The sequence below is a fragment of the uncultured Gilliamella sp. genome (assembly GCA_945271295.1).
In the GTDB taxonomy this organism is placed as follows: domain Bacteria; phylum Pseudomonadota; class Gammaproteobacteria; order Enterobacterales; family Orbaceae; genus Gilliamella.
In genome coordinates this window covers 21,846-41,696 of record CALYPG010000007.1, presented here as the reverse complement: position 1 = coordinate 41,696, position 19,851 = coordinate 21,846, and the positions used below count along the sequence as shown (strand labels likewise).

The window sequence follows — 19,851 nt, the reverse complement described above, 5'->3', positions numbered from 1 at the left end:
TATACATCTTTATCGTAATCAATAGCTCAGTTAAAAACAGTGGGTGACATGCGCCACCCGTTTGTTAGATCAATTATCTTTATTCTGATGGTAATACTGGCTTACTGGCTTTTGCGTAGGCATGATCCTTAACTCTTAATTCGTCGGAGTTAGCTTTACCTTCGTCACGATAATCTGACTCTTCGCGTAACTTTATGGCTACCTCAGAGGCTAAATACTCTGGCGCAGGCGCTTTAGTCATCGCTGATGAAGAATAACCAACTACTTGTTGATCATTAGTTATCGACTCATCGCTATCATCAGCCTTTGGTTCATCATCGTTATATTCTAGATTTAATTCTGCGTTAATAGTAATCTGATTTGGTGATACCTTATCACTTATATTGCCATTATCAGCATTACTACTGCTTTTCTTCTTCGTTTTATTTTTAACTATAACAGGTAACAATAGCGAAGGAATGACTGGAACAACAGCATTTGCGTCATCATTACTAGTCAAACTATTATAGTCGATTACCACTCTGCCTAACGCTAATTCTAATGAAGCCGCAGCAAATGGTAATGGTACTGGAGATTGTTTAAGAGAACTATTTTTAACACGGCGCTTAGTACTACTACGTTGCCCTGTCATGCGCAAATGCCTAGAGGTTCGGCGTTGACGCTTAGGTTGTGATTCTACTGACGAGTCTGAAATAATAATTGGTAGCAATACTGAAGGAATAATTACTTGCTCTTGCTCAACTGGTACAACTGCAACTTCATTAATCGCATCAGAAGTGTTAACTCGCACACTTCTAGTTAAAGATCGCTGTTGTCGTCTCGGTTTAACTTCACGTTGTTTAGTTTGAACAACTTCATTAACAACTTTAGATGCTGTATTAGTCGTTGAATTAGCAGCATTATTATTTTGTTTAGTACGACGACTGTTATTTTTAACCGGTTCTTTTGTATCTTCTGTTGCAGCATGGTTAGTCGTTGTTACGCTGTTAGTTTTAGTAGTACGTTGACGTCGATTATTTGAGCGCGTAGTTTCACGTTTTTTAGTTGGTTGCGCTTTAACTTCTGGTTGTGGTTCATCACTTTTTTCAGCCTCAAACAATTTACTCAATTTATTAAATAAACGACTAAATAAATTAACTGATTTTTCTGCTTTAGGTTCAACTTTAGCTGTAGCATTTGCTTCAACTACAGGACCAGAAAGCACGGCTTGTTCAACTACAGCTTCCACAACTTGATCTTCTTCCTCTTCTTCAAGATCACGAATAAGTTTAGGTAAATTGTAACTTAGTACATCCGTTTCTTCACCCGCTCGCTTACGAATGACTTTGTAAAGAGGTGTTTCCATCTCTTCATCGCTTGCAATCACAATTTTAACATCAGGGTGCATGCGTTCAATATTAGTAATTGCACGGCGTTTTTCATTCAACAAATAACTCGCAATTGGTACCGGTACAATCACATCAATTTGTACGGTATTGTCTTTCATTGCTTCTTCTTGAATCAAGCGAAGAATAGACAGAGAAAGTGAATTATTATCTCTGACAGTGCCAGTGCCTTGACAGCGAGGGCAAATATGATGAGTTGCCTCACGTAAAGACGGGCTTAAACGTTGGCGGGACATTTCAAGCAAACCAAATCGTGAAATCCGGGTAGTTTGGATGCGGGCCCGATCGGTTTTCATTGCCTCTTTAAGACGGTTTTCAACATCACGTTGATTGCGAATCGGTGTCATATCAATAAAATCAATAACAATCAAACCACCAAGATCGCGTAAACGTAATTGTCGAGCAATTTCTTCTGCGGCTTCAAGATTGGTATTAAAAGCCGTTTCTTCAATATCACTACCACGAATTGACTTTGCTGAATTGATATCAATTGCAGTTAAAGCCTCTGTTGTATCAATAACAATAGAACCACCTGATGGCAAACGGACTTCACGCTGAAATGCTGACTCAATTTGCCCTTCGATTTGGAAATGGTTAAATAACGGTACATCACCGTCATAGAGCTTAAGGCGACTTACATACTCTCCACGCCCTAAATCAACTAATCGCTTTTTAGCTATTTCTAGCACTTTCGGATTGTCGATTAAAATATCACCGACATCATCGCGTAAATAATCACGAAATGCTCGCGTAATAATATCACTCTCTTTATGAATTAGACTTGGTGCCGGATGATTTTTCGCTTCATTTTGAATAGCCGCCCAATAGTTCACCAAAGCATCTAAATCTTGTTGTAATTCTTCTTGGCTTTTACCAACGCCAGCTGTTCTAGCAATAACTCCCATACCTTTTGGTTTTTCAATTGCATCAATAATCCGTTTTAAATCGGCGCGTTCTTCACCCTCAATTCGACGTGACACACCACCAGCGCGAGGATCGTTTGGCATTAAGACTAAATAACTACCTGCTAAACTAATATAGGTAGTTAATGCCGCACCTTTTTTACCCCGGATCTCTTTTTCAATTTGAATTAATACTTCCTGACCTTCTTGTAAATGTTTGATACTTCGACGACCAGGACCAGTTGAAGGGAAATAACTTTCGGCAATTTCTTTTAATGGTAAAAAACCATCACGTTCACCACCATAAGAGACAAAAGCAGCTTCAAGGCTAGGATTGATTTTAGTGATTTTACCTTTATAAATATTGGCTTTTTTTTGCTCATGACCAAGGCTTTCGATATCTAAATCATATAAACGTTGGCCATCAACAAGAGCAACGCGCAACTCTTCTTGTTGGGTTGCATTGATTAGCATTCTTTTCATTATTCTACACTCTTGATTAATCTTAATTAATTGTAGGTAGAATCAAATTATTGATTAGATTGCTTATTTTAACAATGGTAATGATACTTAACGTTGTACTTGATATGCGGTATTCATTATTTTATTTGTGTTATTTTTGTTATTATTTTATGTGAACCCGATATTAGTTACATAATATCAATTTAATATTTAAGCACTCATTGAATCCGAAATTTATACACATTTTTCGAACAATTCTAAAATATCATCTATTGATATTATTTTTTCATGGTTAATTTGCAAATCACTGCCTATTCTCTTAACAGTATTTGGCAAACAAACTAAATCTTTATTTAATTGTTTAAAATAAACTTATTCTCTAACTATAACGATTCTACTCACGCTATTTTCTTTTGGATATTTGTAATGTCTAACGCCATTGCTGCATTACAAGGGTAAAACTACCCAGTCATATTATTAACGTTTCAGCTAAGGATAGCAAGCAAATTAAACTTACAATTTTATAAACAGTTAGGAATTATTTTTTTCTTTTATCAATTCTATTAATTACTTATAAAAAAATAATTTTATTTTAGCGGCATTTATACTTAAACATATAGTTAACCTGAAACATTTTTACAAATTGATGTTCGATACCTTACTTTATATCCTCAAATAAAAAGACTCTTGATAGCATAGTGCATATTAATGGTTTATCAGTATAATGGAGATGAACAAAGCTATCAAAAAAGAGATAAAATCTGTCTATGACGTTACCGGATCAATTAGCACTCATTGATTTTTCCACTCGCTGGTGTAATCAATTTGAACATGCCCCCCGAAGTGAAGAGTTACATGCTATACCTTCACCGTGCATCTTAAAAACGGAACAATTAACAGTTTTATGGCAGCCTTTTTTATTAGCGCCACCGAGAAATCTTAAAATCGCCGAACAAGTATTAAATATTACCCTCCACCCCAGTGCTCATGTTTTTTATGGTACGCAATATGCAGGTAATATGAAGACCAAGTTTGCCGATATTAATTTAGTTTTAATTCAAGCTTGGAATGATGAGGATTTTTGCAATTTAGAACAGAATATAATTGCTCATTTATCCCAACAAAAAAAACTAAAACGAATACCCACTATTTTTATTGCATCAACTGATGAAGATAGTGAAATAGTTGCATTAAATAATCTTACAGGTGAAGTGGTAAAAGAGGACCTTATTACCGGAGAGTTAACCATATTAACTAATAATTTAACCTCATTTCTAAGCCAACTTATCACATTTGCTAGTAACTAAATTTAACAGATAAATATATTGATATTAACCTTATTAATGGCTCTGCTATCAACATTGTATCTTGTAAAATAATGAGTATATAATGCTTTTAAAGTAATAAAATGAAATAGGTGAATTATGTTTGAAAATCTAACTGCCGCTCCGGCTGATCCAATCCTCGGGCTAGCGGATCTTTATAATAAAGATGAACGCACCAATAAAATTAATCTAAGCGTTGGGGTTTATAAAGACGAAACGACCCAAACACCTATTTTAGAAAGCGTTAAAAAAGCCGAACACTTTTTGCTTGGTGATGAAACCACAAAAAGCTACTTGCCAATTGATGGTGTAAGCGTCTTTAATTGCGCCACTCAAACGCTATTATTTGGTGAAGATAATGATAGAGCAAGAACCGCGCAAGCGCCAGGTGGAACAGGTGCATTACGAATTATGGCAGATTTCTTGTCTCGAAGAACTAAAGTTAAGCGTATTTGGGTGAGTAATCCAACTTGGCCAAATCATCGCAGTGTGTTTCAAACCGCAGGGCTCGAGGTTCGAGAATATCACTATTACAATGCACAAACTCATAATCTTGACTTTGATGCCATGATGAATGATTTAAGTTTAGTTTCTGCTGGTGAGGCGGTGTTATTCCATGGTTGCTGCCATAATCCAACCGGTATAGATCCCACACCAGAACAATGGCAATTAATCTCTGACTTAGCATTAAAAAAAGGTTGGTTACCTTTATTTGATTTAGCTTATCAAGGACTAGGACAAGGTTTGGAAGAAGATATTTTTGGCTTAAGATTATTTGCTAACTCTCAACCAGAGTTGTTAATTGCTAGTTCATACTCCAAGAACTTTGGGCTTTACAATGAACGAGTCGGGGCTTTCACCTTAATTGCAGCAAACACGGATATTGCCGATCGTGCTTTTAGCCAAGTAAAAACCATTATCCGAGCTAATTACTCAAACCCACCTGCACATGGTGCAAAAATTGTTTCTTATATTTTAAATTCACCAGAATTAAAAGAAGAGTGGATCGATGAATTAACAGGAATGCGTCAACGAATTCACCGTATGCGCCAATTGTTTGTTAAAACCTTGCAAGAAAAAGGGGCGAACCAAGATTTCAGTTTTATAGCTAAACAAAATGGCATGTTTTCCTTTAGTGGTTTAAGCGAAGAACAAGTTCTAAAATTACGCAATGATTATGGTATTTACATTGTTAATTCTGGACGTATCAATGTAGCGGGAATGACACTTGATAATATGTCGAGACTATGTGAATCCATTGTTGAGGTTTTATAAAATACTTATTGGGTTTGATAAAATTAATCTTTTCATCAAACCTTTGATATTGATCAATCCAATTATATGATTATGTTAATAACATTGTTTAGAATTAATAATTAAATACGTTAACCTTTCATTACTGGCTATCATAATGAATTATTTGTTGTTGGCCAGTATTTATTGACATTAATAAAGTCGCTCCCAAACCCTAATTGCAATTATTTATCACAGTATTAATAACCGGTCTGTCACTTCTAACTTATTGCTTAATGACAATAATTCCCCCCCTTTTGTATTGGTTGTTATTCCATTTAATTATAACAATATACAAACTGATTATTAGACGTTACTACATTTATTATTAATAATTAATTAACTAAAAAATAATGATTAAGGATAATTCAGTGGCGTCACACATTATTGATTTTTTAATTTTAGGTAACAATTTTAGCACCAGTGAAATGCGTGCAATTTGGTCAGAGCAAAACCGTTTAGCCAAACAAGTTGAAGTTGAGGTGGCACTAGCACAAGCAGAAGGTGAATTTGGCGTTATTCCAGCTGAAAAGGCCAGATTAATTATAGAAAAAGCCGATGCTTCCAAACTATCGATTGAACAAATTGCCAATGAGGCAGCTCAAGCTAAACACTCTTTAATGTCAACAATCAATGCGCTACAAGCACAAGTCGGTCAGGCTGGGCAATTTATTCATTATGGTGCCACCACGCAAGATATTGTTGATACCGCAACTGTATTACAAGTAAAAGCATCTTTTGCCATCATCGAACGAGATACGAAGCTGGTCGCCCTTGAATTAAAACGCTTAGCAAAACAATATCAATTCTTACCCATGGTTGGCCGTACACATGGTATGCAAGCCCTACCCACCACGTTTGGCTTTAAACTGGCTGTTTGGTTAGATGAATTTATTCGCCATTTACAACGTTTATCGGAAATAAAACAGCGGGTACTGGTGGGTAATATTAGTGGTGCAATTTGTACCTATGCATCCATTGGTCAATTAGGTCCGAAAGTCGAAGAGCGAGCATTGACATTACTTGGGTTAAATACCCCCAATATTGGTTGGCAAGCCGCGCGTGATCGCTTTTCTGAATATGCATCAGTTATAGCTTTAATTAGTGGTTCACTCGGTAAAATTGGCAATGAATTTTATAACTTAATGCGCACTGAAATTAATGAAGTTGAAGAACCTTTTTCACAAGGAAAGATAGGTTCCACCACCATGCCTCATAAACGCAACCCTGCGGCATTAGAAGGTCTAGCTAGTTTAACCGCACCTTTATTAAAAAGTGTGGCATTAATCCATGAATCAATGAAAGTTGAACATGAACGTGATGCCATGAGCTGGCGCGCAGAATGGATAGCACTTCCTGAAATTAATCTTTACATCTCAGCACAATTACAAACTGCATTAGCGGTACTAAAAGGGTTAAAAGTGAATGCTGAGCAAATGCTAGCTAATTTAGCTTTACAAAACGGTTTACTTTTATCAGAAAAAGTCATGTTTGAGATAGGAAAACGCTTAGGCAAACAAACCGCACACAAACTTGTTTATGCAAGTGCAATGAAAGCTTTTGAACAAAATAAAAAGTTCAAAGCTGTGTTATTAGATGATCCGATCTTGAATAAAGAGTTTACTGAGTCTGAGCTAGATAATTGGTTAAATCCTATTAATTATCTAGGATCAGCGCCAGAAAAGGTACAACAAGTCATCGATTTCGCTGATCAAAGTGGAGTATTAGCATGATATTTCGTCTAATTACTCTTGAGGAAATAACAGCATATCAAAAGCTGCTACATAGTGCGTATCAATCGGTGAGTAAATTGGGAATTCATTTTGCTGCTGCAACGGCGAAGCAAAAACAGATTCATCAGCATATTGCATCAAACGCCGTTTATGTACTAGAAGCAAAAGACAAGCTTGTTTCAACATTAAGTATTCGTTTCCCATGGGGAAATAATCCAGGCCCGTATGGCGTACCACATTTAGGTTGGTTTGCTACCGATCCAAATTACAAAGGCCAAGGTTATGGTAATCAATTATGGGATTGGGTTGAACAGCAAATCCTCATCAAACAACTAAAATTACCCGCGGTAACATTAGGCACTGCCGCAAATCATCCTTGGCTTGCAGATGCTTATATAAAAAAAGGGTTTAAGCAAATAGGCCAAGCAGATTTAACCGATGATCATACCACGCTCTATTTTGAAAAAATATTGAATACCCAAACTTATACCGAATGGAAAAATAGGAGTAAGAAATAATGAATAAAATAAAAATTTTGCTTTTTGCTGTGTTATTAACCAGCTTAACTTTAGTTGGTTGTGATAATAAATCTGATAAACAAGCTATAGCACAACATGTGATTAAAGTTGGCTCAACCGGACAAAGTTATCCTAATGGTTATAAACAAGATGGCAAGTTGGTTGGTTTTGATATTGAAGTAACTGAGGCGATTGCCAAAGAATTAGATTATAAAGTTGAATGGGTCATTGCTGAATTTAGCGGATTAATGGGGCAATTTGATTCGGGCCGCTTAGATACGGTGGCAAATGCAGTGGCAGTTACACCATCTCGTCAGGAGAAATATGACTTTTCTACCGCATATAGTTTTTATGGTAGTCAGATTGTCACTCATAAAGATAATAAAGATATCCAAACGTTGACTGATTTGCAAGGTAAGACCATTGCTGGCGTGCTAGGTTCAAATCATATTAATAATTTGAAAAAAGTCTTCCCAAATAATGAGATCACTATCAAAACTTATGAAACACGAGATGGTGCAATGTATGATACTGAGTATAAACGAGTTGATGGTTATGTTAACTCCAAACCAATTTTGCTTGCCGAAATAAAACGCAAAAATTTACCATTTAAACTTGTTGGCGAGCCAATAACTATAGAAGACGTCGCTTTCCCATTTAGTAAAGATGAAAACGGTCAAGCATTACGAGAAAAATTCAATCAAGTACTCGAAAAATTACGTGCTAATGGCACACTAAAAACAATTTCAATCAAATATTTTGGTGAAGATATTACCTCATGAAGTTTAACATAAACTATTTTTTTAATGTGTTCCCGCAGATATTACCTTATCTGCCGGTCACACTACTTATTGCCGTAATATCGATCATATTTGCTATTATATTGGGATTAGCTATTGCACTTTTGCGTAACAATAAAATCAAAATTATCGATCCTGTTTTTGCGCTCTTTATTTCACTATTTCGAGGCATACCCTCAGTAGTTTTGCTGTTTATTATTTATTACGGCTTACCACCAATTTTCCCTGCTTTGAAACATATGGGCGCAACAACCGCAGCCATTATCTGTTTCAGCTTAAAATATTCAGCCTATTTAGCGGAAATTTTCCGCGCAGGTTTAGCTTCCGTCGACCCAGGCCAAAAAGAAGCAGGGCTAACTTCCGGACTTAATATAATACAGGTCTATCGAGGCATTATATTGCCACAGGCGATGATTAATGCACTACCCAACACAGGTAATATGTTTATTTCATTACTGAAAGATTCCTCTGTCGCTTTTTATGTAGGTGTTCAAGAACTATTAGCCGCTGGAAAGATGTTAACTGTAGATTCGTTTCTCTACTTTGAAACCTATTTAGCTGTTGGTATTGTTTACTGGCTTACCGTTGTAGTTTACTCCTGGATACAAAAACAATTAGAACAAAAGTTCAGTAAACCCTATCATCGTTAAGGAAAAGGCAATGATTACTGTTTCACATTTATCCAAGCGATTTGCAGATAATGAAGTTTTAAAGGAAATAAACTTAAATATTAAACAAGGTGAAGTTATTGCAATTATTGGCCCATCAGGTTCTGGAAAATCAACGTTGTTACGTTGTTTAAATTTATTAGAAAAACCTAATACCGGTCAAATTCGCATTGGTGCAATATCACTTAATTGTGAACACTATAGTAATAAAGACGAAGTTAATTTGCGTAGGCAATCGGCAATGGTGTTTCAACACTATAATTTATTTAAAAATAAAACTGCTTTGCAAAATATCACTTTCCCTTTAATTGTTGGGCAAAACATGGATAAGCTAGAAGCAAAACAGCTAGGGTTATCATTACTGAAACGAGTTGGAATGTTACCCTATGCTGACCAATACCCAATCACATTATCGGGAGGTCAACAACAACGAGTTGCTATTGCAAGAGCACTCGCGGTTAGGCCGAAAGTATTACTGTTTGATGAACCAACCTCAGCACTAGACCCTGAACGTGTACATGAAGTATTGCAAGTCATGTTGCAATTAGCAAAAGAAAAAATCACCATGATTATTGTCACCCATGAAATGGAATTTGCAAAATATGTTGCCGATCGCATCATTTTTATGGCCAATGGCGTAATTGTTGAAGAAGGCGAGGCAAAATCACTTATTGATAACCCTCAAAATGAAGTTACACAGCGTTTTTTACGCCAACTAACGGATGAAATTGACTTCGAAATTTAATTGACGGAGATATTTAGGTTGAAAAAAATTAATATTCATTAACAATAAATCAACATTAGAGCGTAAATGCATATGATGATAAAAATTGATAAACATCAGTTCCTATTGCCAATTTACGAATATCCGTTATTAATTTTTCGGTCTGTTGCCGATCACCAATAGCGGTGAACAACTTTAACCACATTTCATTTTGACTATATGGATTTTTCGGAGAACCTTTCGGAAAATCAATTCGTTGACTAAGTTTTTCACCACTACTGAACAATATTTCTACCACCACATAACGTTGATTATAACTTTCCGGATGAGGAGGTAGTTGTATTTGATAGCTACGTTGCATTTTTTGCATTAATCTTTGAATCTGATCAGCAATCGGCATTGGAGTAAACTGCTGAAAATTAAGTGGTATTCCCAATAAGGTTAAAGCAAGAATATATTCTGCCGAAAATCGCCCTTGGTCAGCTAATAATGGCGTTTTATAGATCAACGCCGCATCACTTTTTGGTGGTGCAAAAAAAATGGTGATATGTTCAATTTTATTAATATCAAACTTAGCATGTTGATAAAGTAATTGACCCGCATCGGCAATATAAGCAGCAGCGGAACAATAAGAATAAGTTTTAAACCATAAACCGGGATCTACAATTTTCCATGGTCGCCCCCAATTCTCTAAATTTAAACGTGTATTTCCCTCCCCATAAATCGCTAAAAAACCCAGCTTATCATCTAAAAAATCTTTATCAGCATCGATCCCCACTCTCAACCATTCAACAGACTGTATGGCACTTTGTGCCGCAAGTCCCGCATGTAAGAATTTAATCGCAGTGCCCATAAGCAAACGCATTCCTGATGCTTGCGTCGCGGCTAATGTTAAAGCTTGTGATAAAAATGGTTCATCATGAAGATAGCAAATTGCCGCAGTTGCCGCCATTCCACCTAAAGTCATGGTTGCGTGCCAACCTTTTTCATAATGCTTTGGGTTGACACTTTGGCCTAACAATGCCATAACTTCAATGCCAATAATATAAGCAGTTAAAAACCTTTTGCTATCAATATTAGCTATCCGCTTATCAAGCCGAATACTGGCAATTAACGCCGATAAGATTACTGCTGAGGGGTGACCGCGTACATCTGAATGTACATCATCGTAATCTAAATAATGCGCTTGAAAGCCATTAAAGAGTGCGGCTTGCCGAGCGGTAACTAACTTTTTTTGACCAACTAACCACACCTTTGCTGTGCCACCTTCATCCTCTATCCAAGCTAACAGCTTGTGAATATCAACTTCATTGCGTGCTTGTAAACTACTAGCCAAATAATCAATCACACCATTAATTGCACGATCAATCACGTTAGGATCATTAATTACTGGTGTATTTGCTATCAAAAAACTCAATTGTTGAGCTAAATTCATTTTAAAATCTCAAAATAAGTACATCACCACAAAACCAACTGATTTACGTTACCATAACGCATAAACAGTAATAAGTTAAAGATTGTCTAGTTATATTTTAATAACGTGAAGGCATAACCGTGAACCAATATATAGCGATTTTTTGCTATTATTTTATATGTTAAAATATCGACATCCGATTACATTTGATCCATAAAAAGTTAAATAGCATTATGTCAATTTGTTATATCGCTTTAGGTAGCAATTTGGAAGACCCATTTGCTCAAGCTAATCAAGCCATTATGGCTTTGCAACAGTTACCACAAAGTAAAGTTATTGATGTTTCACCCTTTTACCGCAGCAAACCGCTTGGTCCCCAAGACCAAAATGATTATCTAAATGCAGTAATTAAAATTAATACCACTTTATCCCCAATAGAATTGCTTGATCAGCTACAGGCAATAGAACAATCACAGGGACGAGTGCGTAAAGATAATCGTTGGGGAGCTAGAACCCTAGATCTCGATATTTTACTGTATGATGATTTGGTTATTGATAGTGAAAGACTTACAATTCCACATTATCATATGCAATTTAGAGAGTTTGTTCTCTATCCTTTATTTGATATTGCTCCAACGCTTGTATTACCCAATAATCAAAAATTATCCGATTTAGTCGCTAATTGTGAAAGGAATGGATTGATAAGATGGAACAAATAATTATATTGATTAATAACATAGAGTTGTGAACATTTACATTTTTTATAGTGAAAAAAAACACAAAAAAAATTTGCCAATAGCCAATTTATTGCTATAGTTTACCCCCTAAAAATAATATGTACTTAAGGGGGATTGCTGTGAAAAAGGAACAAAAAGTAAATACATCTTCTCTAAGCCTACTTTCAATTGCGGGGCTGGAGCCTTACAAAGAGGCTAAAGATGAGGAGTATATGAATCCTAAGCAATTGAAACATTTTAAACTAATTTTAGAAGCATGGTTAGCTCAACTACAAGGTGAAATGGGTAAAACTGTTTCTCATATGCAAGATGAGGCGGCAAACTTTCCAGATCCTGCTGACCGGGCGACACAAGAAGAAGAGTTCAGTTTAGAACTTCGTGCTCGAGATAGAGAACGTAAACTCATTAAGAAAATCGAAAAAACGTTAAAGAAAATTGAAACAGATGATTTTGGTTTTTGCGAGTCTTGTGGTGTAGAAATTGGTATTCGCCGTTTAGAAGCAAGACCAACGGCTGATTTATGTATTGATTGTAAAACACTGGCTGAACTACGTGAAAAACAAATGGGCATATAATCTTGATTTGAGTTGATTATCTGTTATTTTGCGACATACACCATGCATTATATTGGTCGTTTTGCTCCCTCACCATCTGGACCATTACATTTCGGTTCATTGGTGACGGCTCTTGGTAGTTATCTTCAAGCTAAATCTCAATGTGGCAAATGGTTGATTCGCATTGAGGATATTGACCCGCCACGTGAAGTCAAAGGCGCATCATCCCTAATTTTAAAAACACTAGAGGCTTTTAATTTGTTTTGGGATGATGACATCTTATATCAATCGGCTTGTTATAAGCGATATCAAGCCGTTTTACAATCCTTGCTTGATAAACAGTACGCTTATTATTGTGATTGTACTCGCCAGCGTATCCATAACCTGCCTAGCGGTGTTTATGATGGTTTTTGTCGCAATCGACATTTAAGTAATGCACCACAACAACCACTTGCTATACGTTTAAAACAAACCCGCCCTATTTATCAATTTACCGATCAAATTCGTGGTTTACAAAATGTTGATATTGCTAATGCACAAGAAGATTTTATTATCCACCGTAAAGATGGTTTATTTGCTTATAATTTAGTGGTAGTGCTTGATGATTATCAGCAAGGCATTACCGAAATTGTAAGGGGAGCAGATTTGTTACCCGTTACCGCCAAACAAATATCACTTTATCAATTACTTGATTTACCCGTGCCCACATATTGTCACTTACCATTGGTATTAGACAACAATGGAAATAAACTGTCTAAACAAAATCATGCTCAACCACTCGATCTAAATGATCTAACTACCGCAACAGCTCAAGCATTACAATTTTTAGGGCAAATTATTCCGGAAAATTGGCAAGATGCCTCTCAACAACAACTTTTAGAGTGGGCTATTGACCATTGGGATATAGCCAAAGTGCCAAAGCAAAACAGTCAGTTAACCACCAATATATGATAAGTTAGGTGTAATACCCACTTTATGATCATGTAAGAAGTGTTTTTCAGGTTTGCTCATTAAGGACGCTAAAATTCTGGCTTTTAATTGTTCTTTTTGATCGGCACTGACCAACAAATCACGTAAATCAACAGCCTCATCACCAAATAAACAGTAATGTAATTTACCTAGTGAGGAAACCCGTAATCGATTGCAACTTTTACAAAAATCTTTGGAATACGGCATGATTAGCCCAATTTTACCTTGATAATCACTGTGCGAATACACTTTAGCAGGTCCTGATAATGCCACTTTCGGTTGCAATTGCCACCCTTGGGCTAGGAGTTGAGTTTCAATTAAATTACCGGCTAAATGATAACGATTAAATACCTCATCGCTTTCACCTGTTTCCATAAGCTCAATAAAACGTAAATCGACAGGTCGATGTTTGATCCAAGCTAAATAATCGCTGAGATTATCATTCATATTTTTCATTAACACGGTGTTGATTTTGACTTTTTTTATGCCAACCTCTAACGATTTTTCAACACATTGAATGATTTCTTTGAGTTTATCTTGACCAGTAATTAATTTGAATAAATGAGGCGAAAAACTATCAATACTGATATTAATTGCAGTTAAACCCGCTTGCTGCCAGTGGGTGATATTTTTTAATAAACGTGAACCATTAGTGGTAATAGCCAGTTCTTTAATACTTGGGTAAGAGGAAATCATGGATAGAATATCGATAAAGTCACGGCGTAAGGTTGGTTCACCACCAGTTAGTCGGATTTTGTGCACACCTAACTCAGTAAATGTGGCCACAATATTATTGATTTCACTTAGTGATAGAAATTTATGATCTTTGTTAGATTGATAACCTTGAGGTAAACAGTACTGGCACTGAAAATTACACTGCTCGGTAATCGACAAACGTAGATACTGAAATCGACGCTGATAATTATCCATTAATTGCATAGCTTAAAAACACCTTATCCAAATCGGGAAGCATAGCCATTTCTGTACTATACCGCGGCTAATTCACCTTATGACAAAAGTATTGGTATCACTTAGGTAAAAGAGCTTCAGAGTTTATTTAAGTTTAGCATAACCTTATTTTTTTCCATATTATAATCACCATATATTTACAATATTTAGCTAGTTTCATATTTTATCAGTCTGACTGAGTCAATTTTTTCCTGGTTGGTTTATTTCTTGTTTAAATTGTTGTATTGAGCAAGACATCATTTTAGACAAATAAGGAAATATATCCTTATGATAAACAGGTAAAGCTGCTGTTAAACAAATTGAGTCCATTTTTTGTTTTAATGTAGCAAAAGATTGATTTTGTAATTTTTGTTTTAACTTATTTTCATAATATTGATATAAATCTAAATAACAAGGGTGATATTCACCATCTTTTATCTCTTCTTGGCAGGAATCAGATTGTTGTTGACTGTAATCCAATTGAAGTTTTTCAGTAAGGACGTTAAATTGCGTTGGATAGATAATTTGAAAATGTGTATCAGCTGCACTAATTAACATCTCTTTAAGGGTAAACTCCATTTTGTTAGTGTCAATGTGATAATGTTTCCTTAATATTGGAGTAATGCCTTCCTCTGTTTCTACAAATAATATCGTATAAATGTCGCCACTTGGTGCAATATAGTAACGTTGATAACCAACCGCATATTCACCAAGTTCAAAAAAATTATCAGCTAAAAAAATCTTATCTTTCACTTTATTTTGGTAAATTAAAGACAAGGTGATCTCGCCACCGTCTTCGTTTGGATCATAATCTTGTTTCGATTTACTTAGCCTAAGTTGTATATTATTATCTTTATAAGCAATAGGATTTTTAACAATTAACTTATATAATCTGCTAAAATCAAAGGTAAGATGATTTAAAGGGCAACGCTCATCATCTTTCTTTTTTTCATCCTCGTCTTGCCAATAATCTGGATGTCTTATGCAATCATGCTCAAGCTCTAGCATATTATTGTTACTAAAAAAGGGATCCCCACGGTATTTTTTAGCAATATTAAATGATTGCCCGTATACACTTGAGCTAACTATAAATAATATAATCGTAATAAAAGAGCATCGTTTCATTGTTTACTCCTCTTTTTTTAATCTTGGCTATTGAAAATTTATTATGAAAAATGTCTAATTTACAATAGAAAGATTTTTTCATTACCTATCTGCAATGCCAATCACTCCTCTAATTTTTAATCAGCGGAATACAAAGCTATTACTTTGGTTTTATTGCCTTGATAAATAAAAGTATAAGTAGTCACACCACCAGCAAAGTTTTGCGTAATTTCTAATTTATTTTTATCTTTCCATTTATATTCTACTTCGACATCCTTATCTTTATAAAAGGTGGAGAAATTTTTGCCTACTTTGATTTTCTCTCTGAAAACATAATAAGGCTGAAAAGCCATAGCATTATAAACATCCAAAATAGTCATATTTTTATAATAACAAGTATCCGTCCACTCCATTTCACCACTATTCTCTGTTTCAAAACATTGTTGGTTATTTTTTAAATTATCTATTTTATTTTTATCTTCTTTCGGTAGGCGCTGATAAAAAGATAATAGATTTTTGTATGGAATCATTAATTCATTATTTTCAAGCTGAATAATGTATCTGTATCCACGACACGCTTCTGATAAATTAGATTCATCAATTGAATAAAGTCGGTTAAATTCATTTAATGATAAGTGGTATTTTTTTAATTCTTGATCATAGTCTTTATAAAAATTACTTTTATTTAGCGTCGCGTTAATATTTTCTTTAGTTGTTTCGACATGGTTTAAGTCACAACCTTCTATATTAATCTTCTCATTATTTTGCGTAACAAATTTATCTAATATACTTTTTAATAGATTATTTTGATCACTTAATCTGTCTTTTATTAACAAGTAATAATTATCTCTATTCAAATCAATATCGGACGCATAAGTAAAATAAGGTACTAAAATTAATAATAAACTGCTTAATAAAAAATTTTTCATTTCGTAACTTCACCTCAAACCAATTTAGTTTCATTATCTTCTGTATGAATAACAGTTTTATAGCTAGAAGTCGTGAGAGCATTAGAATATAACACTCACAATAACGCACTTTTAGATTTAGATAACCTAAAGTAACAATAATCTTGCCCGCAACTTTTTATCTAGATTGGGAATCTGTTTCTAAGCATTAATTAATTTAGGAATATTGTTATTCATATTATTATAATCGTATCTGATTATAATAAATTACAATATATACAACTAGTAGTTTATCGGTTCACATCATTGTTTTTTTTAATAATATTAATTATCGATGATTGGTGTTTTTAATTTAAATAACTATTAATAATCAGTAGGTGCTAGTCATTGTCAATTCAAATTAAATTTCACTTGGCAATGAATAGTATGGCTAGCCATTTAAAGCAATATAACCAAATTGGCTTTGGTCATGAATTAAATAGTATCCAATATATCAATTTTCTATTGTACTTATTGGCAAGGTTTATGTATATAATGGAAGTCTTGCCTATAAAACCGTCAAATGGAGGTTGTGATGATTACCCATATTAGTCCATTAGGATCAATGGATTTACTTGCTCAGGCTGAAGTGGATATTCTTAAAAAATCTGCTAACAGTGAACTTTATCAATTATATCGAAACTGCTCATTGGCAACATTAAATGCCGGTAGTAAAACCGACAATACTAAAGAATTACTGGATAGATTTAAGTCTTTTGAAATTAATGTGATTAGCAAAGAGCGTGGTGTTAAATTAGAACTGGTTAATGCCCCCGAAAGCGCCTTTGTGGATCGCCGCATCATTCGTTCCATTCAAGCCAACCTCTTTGCCGTATTGCGCGATATTTTGTTTTTAAATAATCAAATCAGTGCCATTAAACAGTTAGTATCCAATGTTAAGCTCGATAGAGATCATTCCTTTTATATTACCAATCTCGTTTTTTCGATTTTACGTAATGCTAATGCGCTGCATGTTGGGGAAGAACCCAATTTAATTGTTTGCTGGGGTGGGCATTCAATTAATGAAAATGAATACTACTATGCGCGCCAAGTTGGTATGCAACTTGGTTTACGTGAACTTAATATTTGTACTGGTTGTGGACCGGGGATCATGGAAGCGCCAATGAAAGGGGCTGCTGTGGGTCATGCTCAGCAACGTTACAAAGATAGCCGTTTTATTGGTATGACTGAACCCTCAATTATTGCCGCCGAACCACCGAATGCCTTAGTGAATGAACTAATAATTATGCCCGATATTGAAAAGCGTCTGGAAGCTTTTGTGCGTATGGCTCATGGTATTATCATATTCCCTGGCGGTCCCGGCACAGCTGAAGAATTACTGTATATTTTAGGCATTTTGTTAAATCCAGCCAATAAATCCCAAACATTACCACTCATTTTAACCGGACCTAAAGAGTGTGAGGAATACTTTACCGCGATTGATAACTTTATTCGTAGTGCCTTAGGTGATGAAGCGACCAAGTTGTATCAAATTGTGATTGATTCACCTGAACAAGTGGCACGAATTATGAAAGATGGGGTAAAACAAGTTAAATCATCACGTTTAACCACTGGCGATGCATATGGATTTAACTGGTTACTTAAAATTGATGAATCATTACAACATCCGTTCGATCCAACGCATGCAAATATGGCATCGTTAAATTTGCATAAAGATCAGCCGGTTGAGCTATTAGCGGCAGATTTACGCCGGGCGTTTTCAGGTATTGTGGCTGGTAATGTCAAAGAGTTTGGCATGAAGCTAATTGCCGAACATGGACCGTATAAATTACAAGGCGATCCGGAGATTATGCAGCACTTAGATAACTTATTGCGCAGCTTCATTCAGCAAGATCGAATGAAATTGCCGGGTGGAACCGCCTATCAACCTTGTTATGAGATTTGTTATTAACTAAAAATCTAAGCAAATTAACACGTTCCGCCGATAATCACATCGGCGGAAAATCTTAGCTATGAGTATGTTTAACAATCAGCCAAAATATCTAGTGCTTGTGACACTTTTTTAACCGCAAATATCTGCATATTGTCAGGTTTCTTTTTCGGCATATTAGCAATCGGCACAATCGCTTTTTTAAAGCCATGTTTGGCGGCTTCGGCAATTCGTTCTTGCCCACTAGGAACGGGTCTAATTTCACCACCTAGTCCAATTTCCCCAAAGATAACGACATCTTGTGGTAGCGCACGATTACGAAAACTCGAAACTAAAGCCGCAATTAAAGCCAAATCCGCACTGGTTTCGGTTACTTTTACCCCACCAACTACATTAACAAAAATATCTTGATCGGCCATTTGTAATCCACCATGACGATGCAATACCGCCAACAATAACGCCAATCTATTTTGATCAAGACCAACAGCCACCCGCCTTGGATTACCATACATGGAGTGATCAACAAGGGCTTGGATTTCAACCAGTAGTGGACGTGTTCCTTCCCATAACACCATTACCGAACTACCGGGTAGCATTTCATCACCACGACTTAAAAAGATGGCTGATGGATTACTTACCTCTTTTAAACCTTGTTCAGTCATGGCAAATACGCCAAGTTCATTTACTGCACCAAAGCGATTTTTATGGCTGCGTAATGTTCGAAAACGTGAATCAGCATCACCATCTAATAAAATAGAGCAATCAATACAATGTTCAAGCACTTTAGGGCCAGCCAATGAACCATCTTTGGTCACATGCCCAACCATAATAATGGCAATGCCTTTGGTTTTAGCAAAACGGGTTAAATAAGCGGCGGTTTCACGCACTTGCGCCACACTACCGGGCGATGATTGAATATCAGCAAGGTGCATAACTTGAATAGAGTCAATTACCATTAATTTGGGTTGCGACTGTTCGGCAAGCAAACAAATTTGTTCAATACTGGTTTCAGATAACATATTAATATTATCTGTCGGTAATCCTAAACGGTGAGCACGCATCGCTACTTGTTGCAAAGACTCTTCACCAGTGACGTATAAGGTATTCATTTGTGAAGTAAGCCTGCACATGGTTTGCAGTAACAAAGTACTTTTCCCCGCTCCTGGATTACCACCAATTAAAATAGCACTACCGGGTACCACACCACCACCTAACACCCGATCAAATTCGGAAAACCCGGTTGAAAAACGCGGTAGCGCTTCTAAACTGATTTCGGATAATTTTTGGATTTTAGCTTGCCCAGCGCCACTACCGGCGTAACCAGTTAAGCGGTCATTACGCGAAGAGGTACTAGCAAGTCTAACTTCGGTGATAGTATTCCAAGCATGACAAGAACTGCATTGACCTTGCCAACGTGGATAATCTGCCCCACAATCATTACATACATAAGCTCGCTTTACTGTTTTTGCCAAATTAT

16 protein-coding genes, 1 pseudogene and 1 riboswitch are annotated in these 19,851 nt (G+C 35.8%); of the genes and pseudogenes, 11 read left to right on the top strand and 6 right to left on the bottom strand.

Annotated elements, in window-relative coordinates; translation table 11 throughout:
• Window positions 1-505: 505 nt before the first annotated feature.
• Window positions 506-2,770 (bottom strand): annotated as a pseudogene (gene rne, locus Q0K76_RS05465) (ribonuclease E); the annotation flags it as partial.
• A gap of 746 nt (window positions 2,771-3,516) precedes the next feature.
• On the opposite strand from rne, the gene syd reads away from it, so the two are divergent.
• The 7 genes from syd (at window position 3,517) to Q0K76_RS05430 (ending at window position 9,831) form a co-directional block, all read left to right on the top strand.
• Window positions 3,517-4,056, top strand: a complete 540-nt coding sequence (syd, locus tag Q0K76_RS05460) for a SecY-interacting protein (protein WP_294612603.1) — start codon at window positions 3,517-3,519, stop codon at window positions 4,054-4,056.
• Between the two features lie 117 nt (window positions 4,057-4,173).
• A complete protein-coding gene (locus Q0K76_RS05455) occupies window positions 4,174-5,349 on the top strand; it encodes an amino acid aminotransferase (RefSeq protein ID WP_294612598.1) in 1,176 nt (391 codons plus the stop codon).
• Between the two features lie 389 nt (window positions 5,350-5,738).
• A complete protein-coding gene (gene purB, locus Q0K76_RS05450) occupies window positions 5,739-7,100 on the top strand; it encodes an adenylosuccinate lyase (protein WP_294612595.1) in 1,362 nt (453 codons plus the stop codon).
• Window positions 7,097-7,618 carry a GNAT family N-acetyltransferase gene (locus Q0K76_RS05445; protein WP_294612592.1) on the top strand — a complete coding sequence of 174 codons (522 nt, stop codon included), beginning with the start codon at window positions 7,097-7,099 and terminating at the stop codon, window positions 7,616-7,618. Before purB ends, Q0K76_RS05445 begins: the two co-directional genes overlap by 4 nt.
• Window positions 7,618-8,400 (top strand): amino acid ABC transporter substrate-binding protein, encoded by a 783-nt coding sequence (locus Q0K76_RS05440; protein WP_294612589.1) that lies wholly within the window; start codon window positions 7,618-7,620, stop codon window positions 8,398-8,400. The genes Q0K76_RS05445 and Q0K76_RS05440 overlap by 1 nt, the downstream gene beginning before the upstream one ends.
• A complete protein-coding gene (locus Q0K76_RS05435) occupies window positions 8,397-9,068 on the top strand; it encodes an amino acid ABC transporter permease (RefSeq protein WP_294612586.1) in 672 nt (223 codons plus the stop codon). Before Q0K76_RS05440 ends, Q0K76_RS05435 begins: the two co-directional genes overlap by 4 nt.
• A gap of 10 nt (window positions 9,069-9,078) precedes the next feature.
• Complete coding sequence (locus Q0K76_RS05430) at window positions 9,079-9,831, top strand: amino acid ABC transporter ATP-binding protein (protein ID WP_294612583.1); 753 nt, start codon at window positions 9,079-9,081, stop codon at window positions 9,829-9,831.
• Window positions 9,832-9,886: 55 nt separating this feature from the next.
• Here the strand turns inward: Q0K76_RS05430 and Q0K76_RS05425 are convergent, their stop codons facing one another.
• Window positions 9,887-11,245 carry an MmgE/PrpD family protein gene (locus Q0K76_RS05425; protein WP_294612580.1) on the bottom strand — a complete coding sequence of 453 codons (1,359 nt, stop codon included), beginning with the start codon at window positions 11,243-11,245 and terminating at the stop codon, window positions 9,887-9,889.
• A gap of 212 nt (window positions 11,246-11,457) precedes the next feature.
• Here Q0K76_RS05425 and folK point away from each other — a divergent pair, with 212 nt between their 5' ends.
• The 3 genes from folK to gluQRS all read left to right on the top strand — a co-directional run bounded on the left by folK (window position 11,458) and on the right by gluQRS (window position 13,466).
• Window positions 11,458-11,943, top strand: a complete 486-nt coding sequence (gene folK, locus Q0K76_RS05420; RefSeq protein WP_294612577.1) for a 2-amino-4-hydroxy-6-hydroxymethyldihydropteridine diphosphokinase — start codon at window positions 11,458-11,460, stop codon at window positions 11,941-11,943.
• A 137-nt stretch (window positions 11,944-12,080) separates the two neighbouring features.
• A complete protein-coding gene (dksA, locus tag Q0K76_RS05415; protein WP_294612574.1) occupies window positions 12,081-12,536 on the top strand; it encodes an RNA polymerase-binding protein DksA in 456 nt (151 codons plus the stop codon).
• Window positions 12,537-12,578: 42 nt separating this feature from the next.
• Entirely contained in the window at window positions 12,579-13,466 is an 888-nt protein-coding gene (gene gluQRS, locus Q0K76_RS05410; RefSeq protein WP_294612571.1) for a tRNA glutamyl-Q(34) synthetase GluQRS, read from the top strand.
• Here gluQRS and moaA read toward each other — a convergent pair.
• The 3 genes from moaA to Q0K76_RS05395 form a co-directional block, all read right to left on the bottom strand.
• On the bottom strand, window positions 13,449-14,423 hold the full coding sequence (moaA, locus tag Q0K76_RS05405; protein ID WP_294612568.1) for a GTP 3',8-cyclase MoaA: 975 nt from the start codon (window positions 14,421-14,423) through the stop codon (window positions 13,449-13,451). The two genes, gluQRS and moaA, sit on opposite strands and share 18 nt — an antisense overlap.
• Window positions 14,418-14,548, bottom strand: a riboswitch (molybdenum cofactor riboswitch). Its footprint overlaps the gene before it by 6 nt.
• A gap of 85 nt (window positions 14,549-14,633) precedes the next feature.
• Entirely contained in the window at window positions 14,634-15,557 is a 924-nt protein-coding gene (locus Q0K76_RS05400) for a hypothetical protein (protein WP_294612566.1), read from the bottom strand.
• Window positions 15,558-15,673: 116 nt separating this feature from the next.
• Window positions 15,674-16,465 carry a hypothetical protein gene (locus Q0K76_RS05395; RefSeq protein WP_294612564.1) on the bottom strand — a complete coding sequence of 264 codons (792 nt, stop codon included), beginning with the start codon at window positions 16,463-16,465 and terminating at the stop codon, window positions 15,674-15,676.
• A 553-nt stretch (window positions 16,466-17,018) separates the two neighbouring features.
• Here Q0K76_RS05395 and ppnN point away from each other — a divergent pair.
• Window positions 17,019-18,395: a nucleotide 5'-monophosphate nucleosidase PpnN gene (gene ppnN / locus Q0K76_RS05390; protein ID WP_294612561.1), complete on the top strand. Its 1,377-nt coding sequence runs from the start codon at window positions 17,019-17,021 to the stop codon at window positions 18,393-18,395.
• Between the two features lie 71 nt (window positions 18,396-18,466).
• On the opposite strand, the gene radA is transcribed toward ppnN, so the two are convergent.
• Window positions 18,467-19,846, bottom strand: coding sequence for a DNA repair protein RadA (gene radA / locus Q0K76_RS05385; protein ID WP_294612558.1), 1,380 nt, complete (start codon window positions 19,844-19,846; stop codon window positions 18,467-18,469).
• Between the last annotated feature and the right edge of the window lie 5 nt (window positions 19,847-19,851).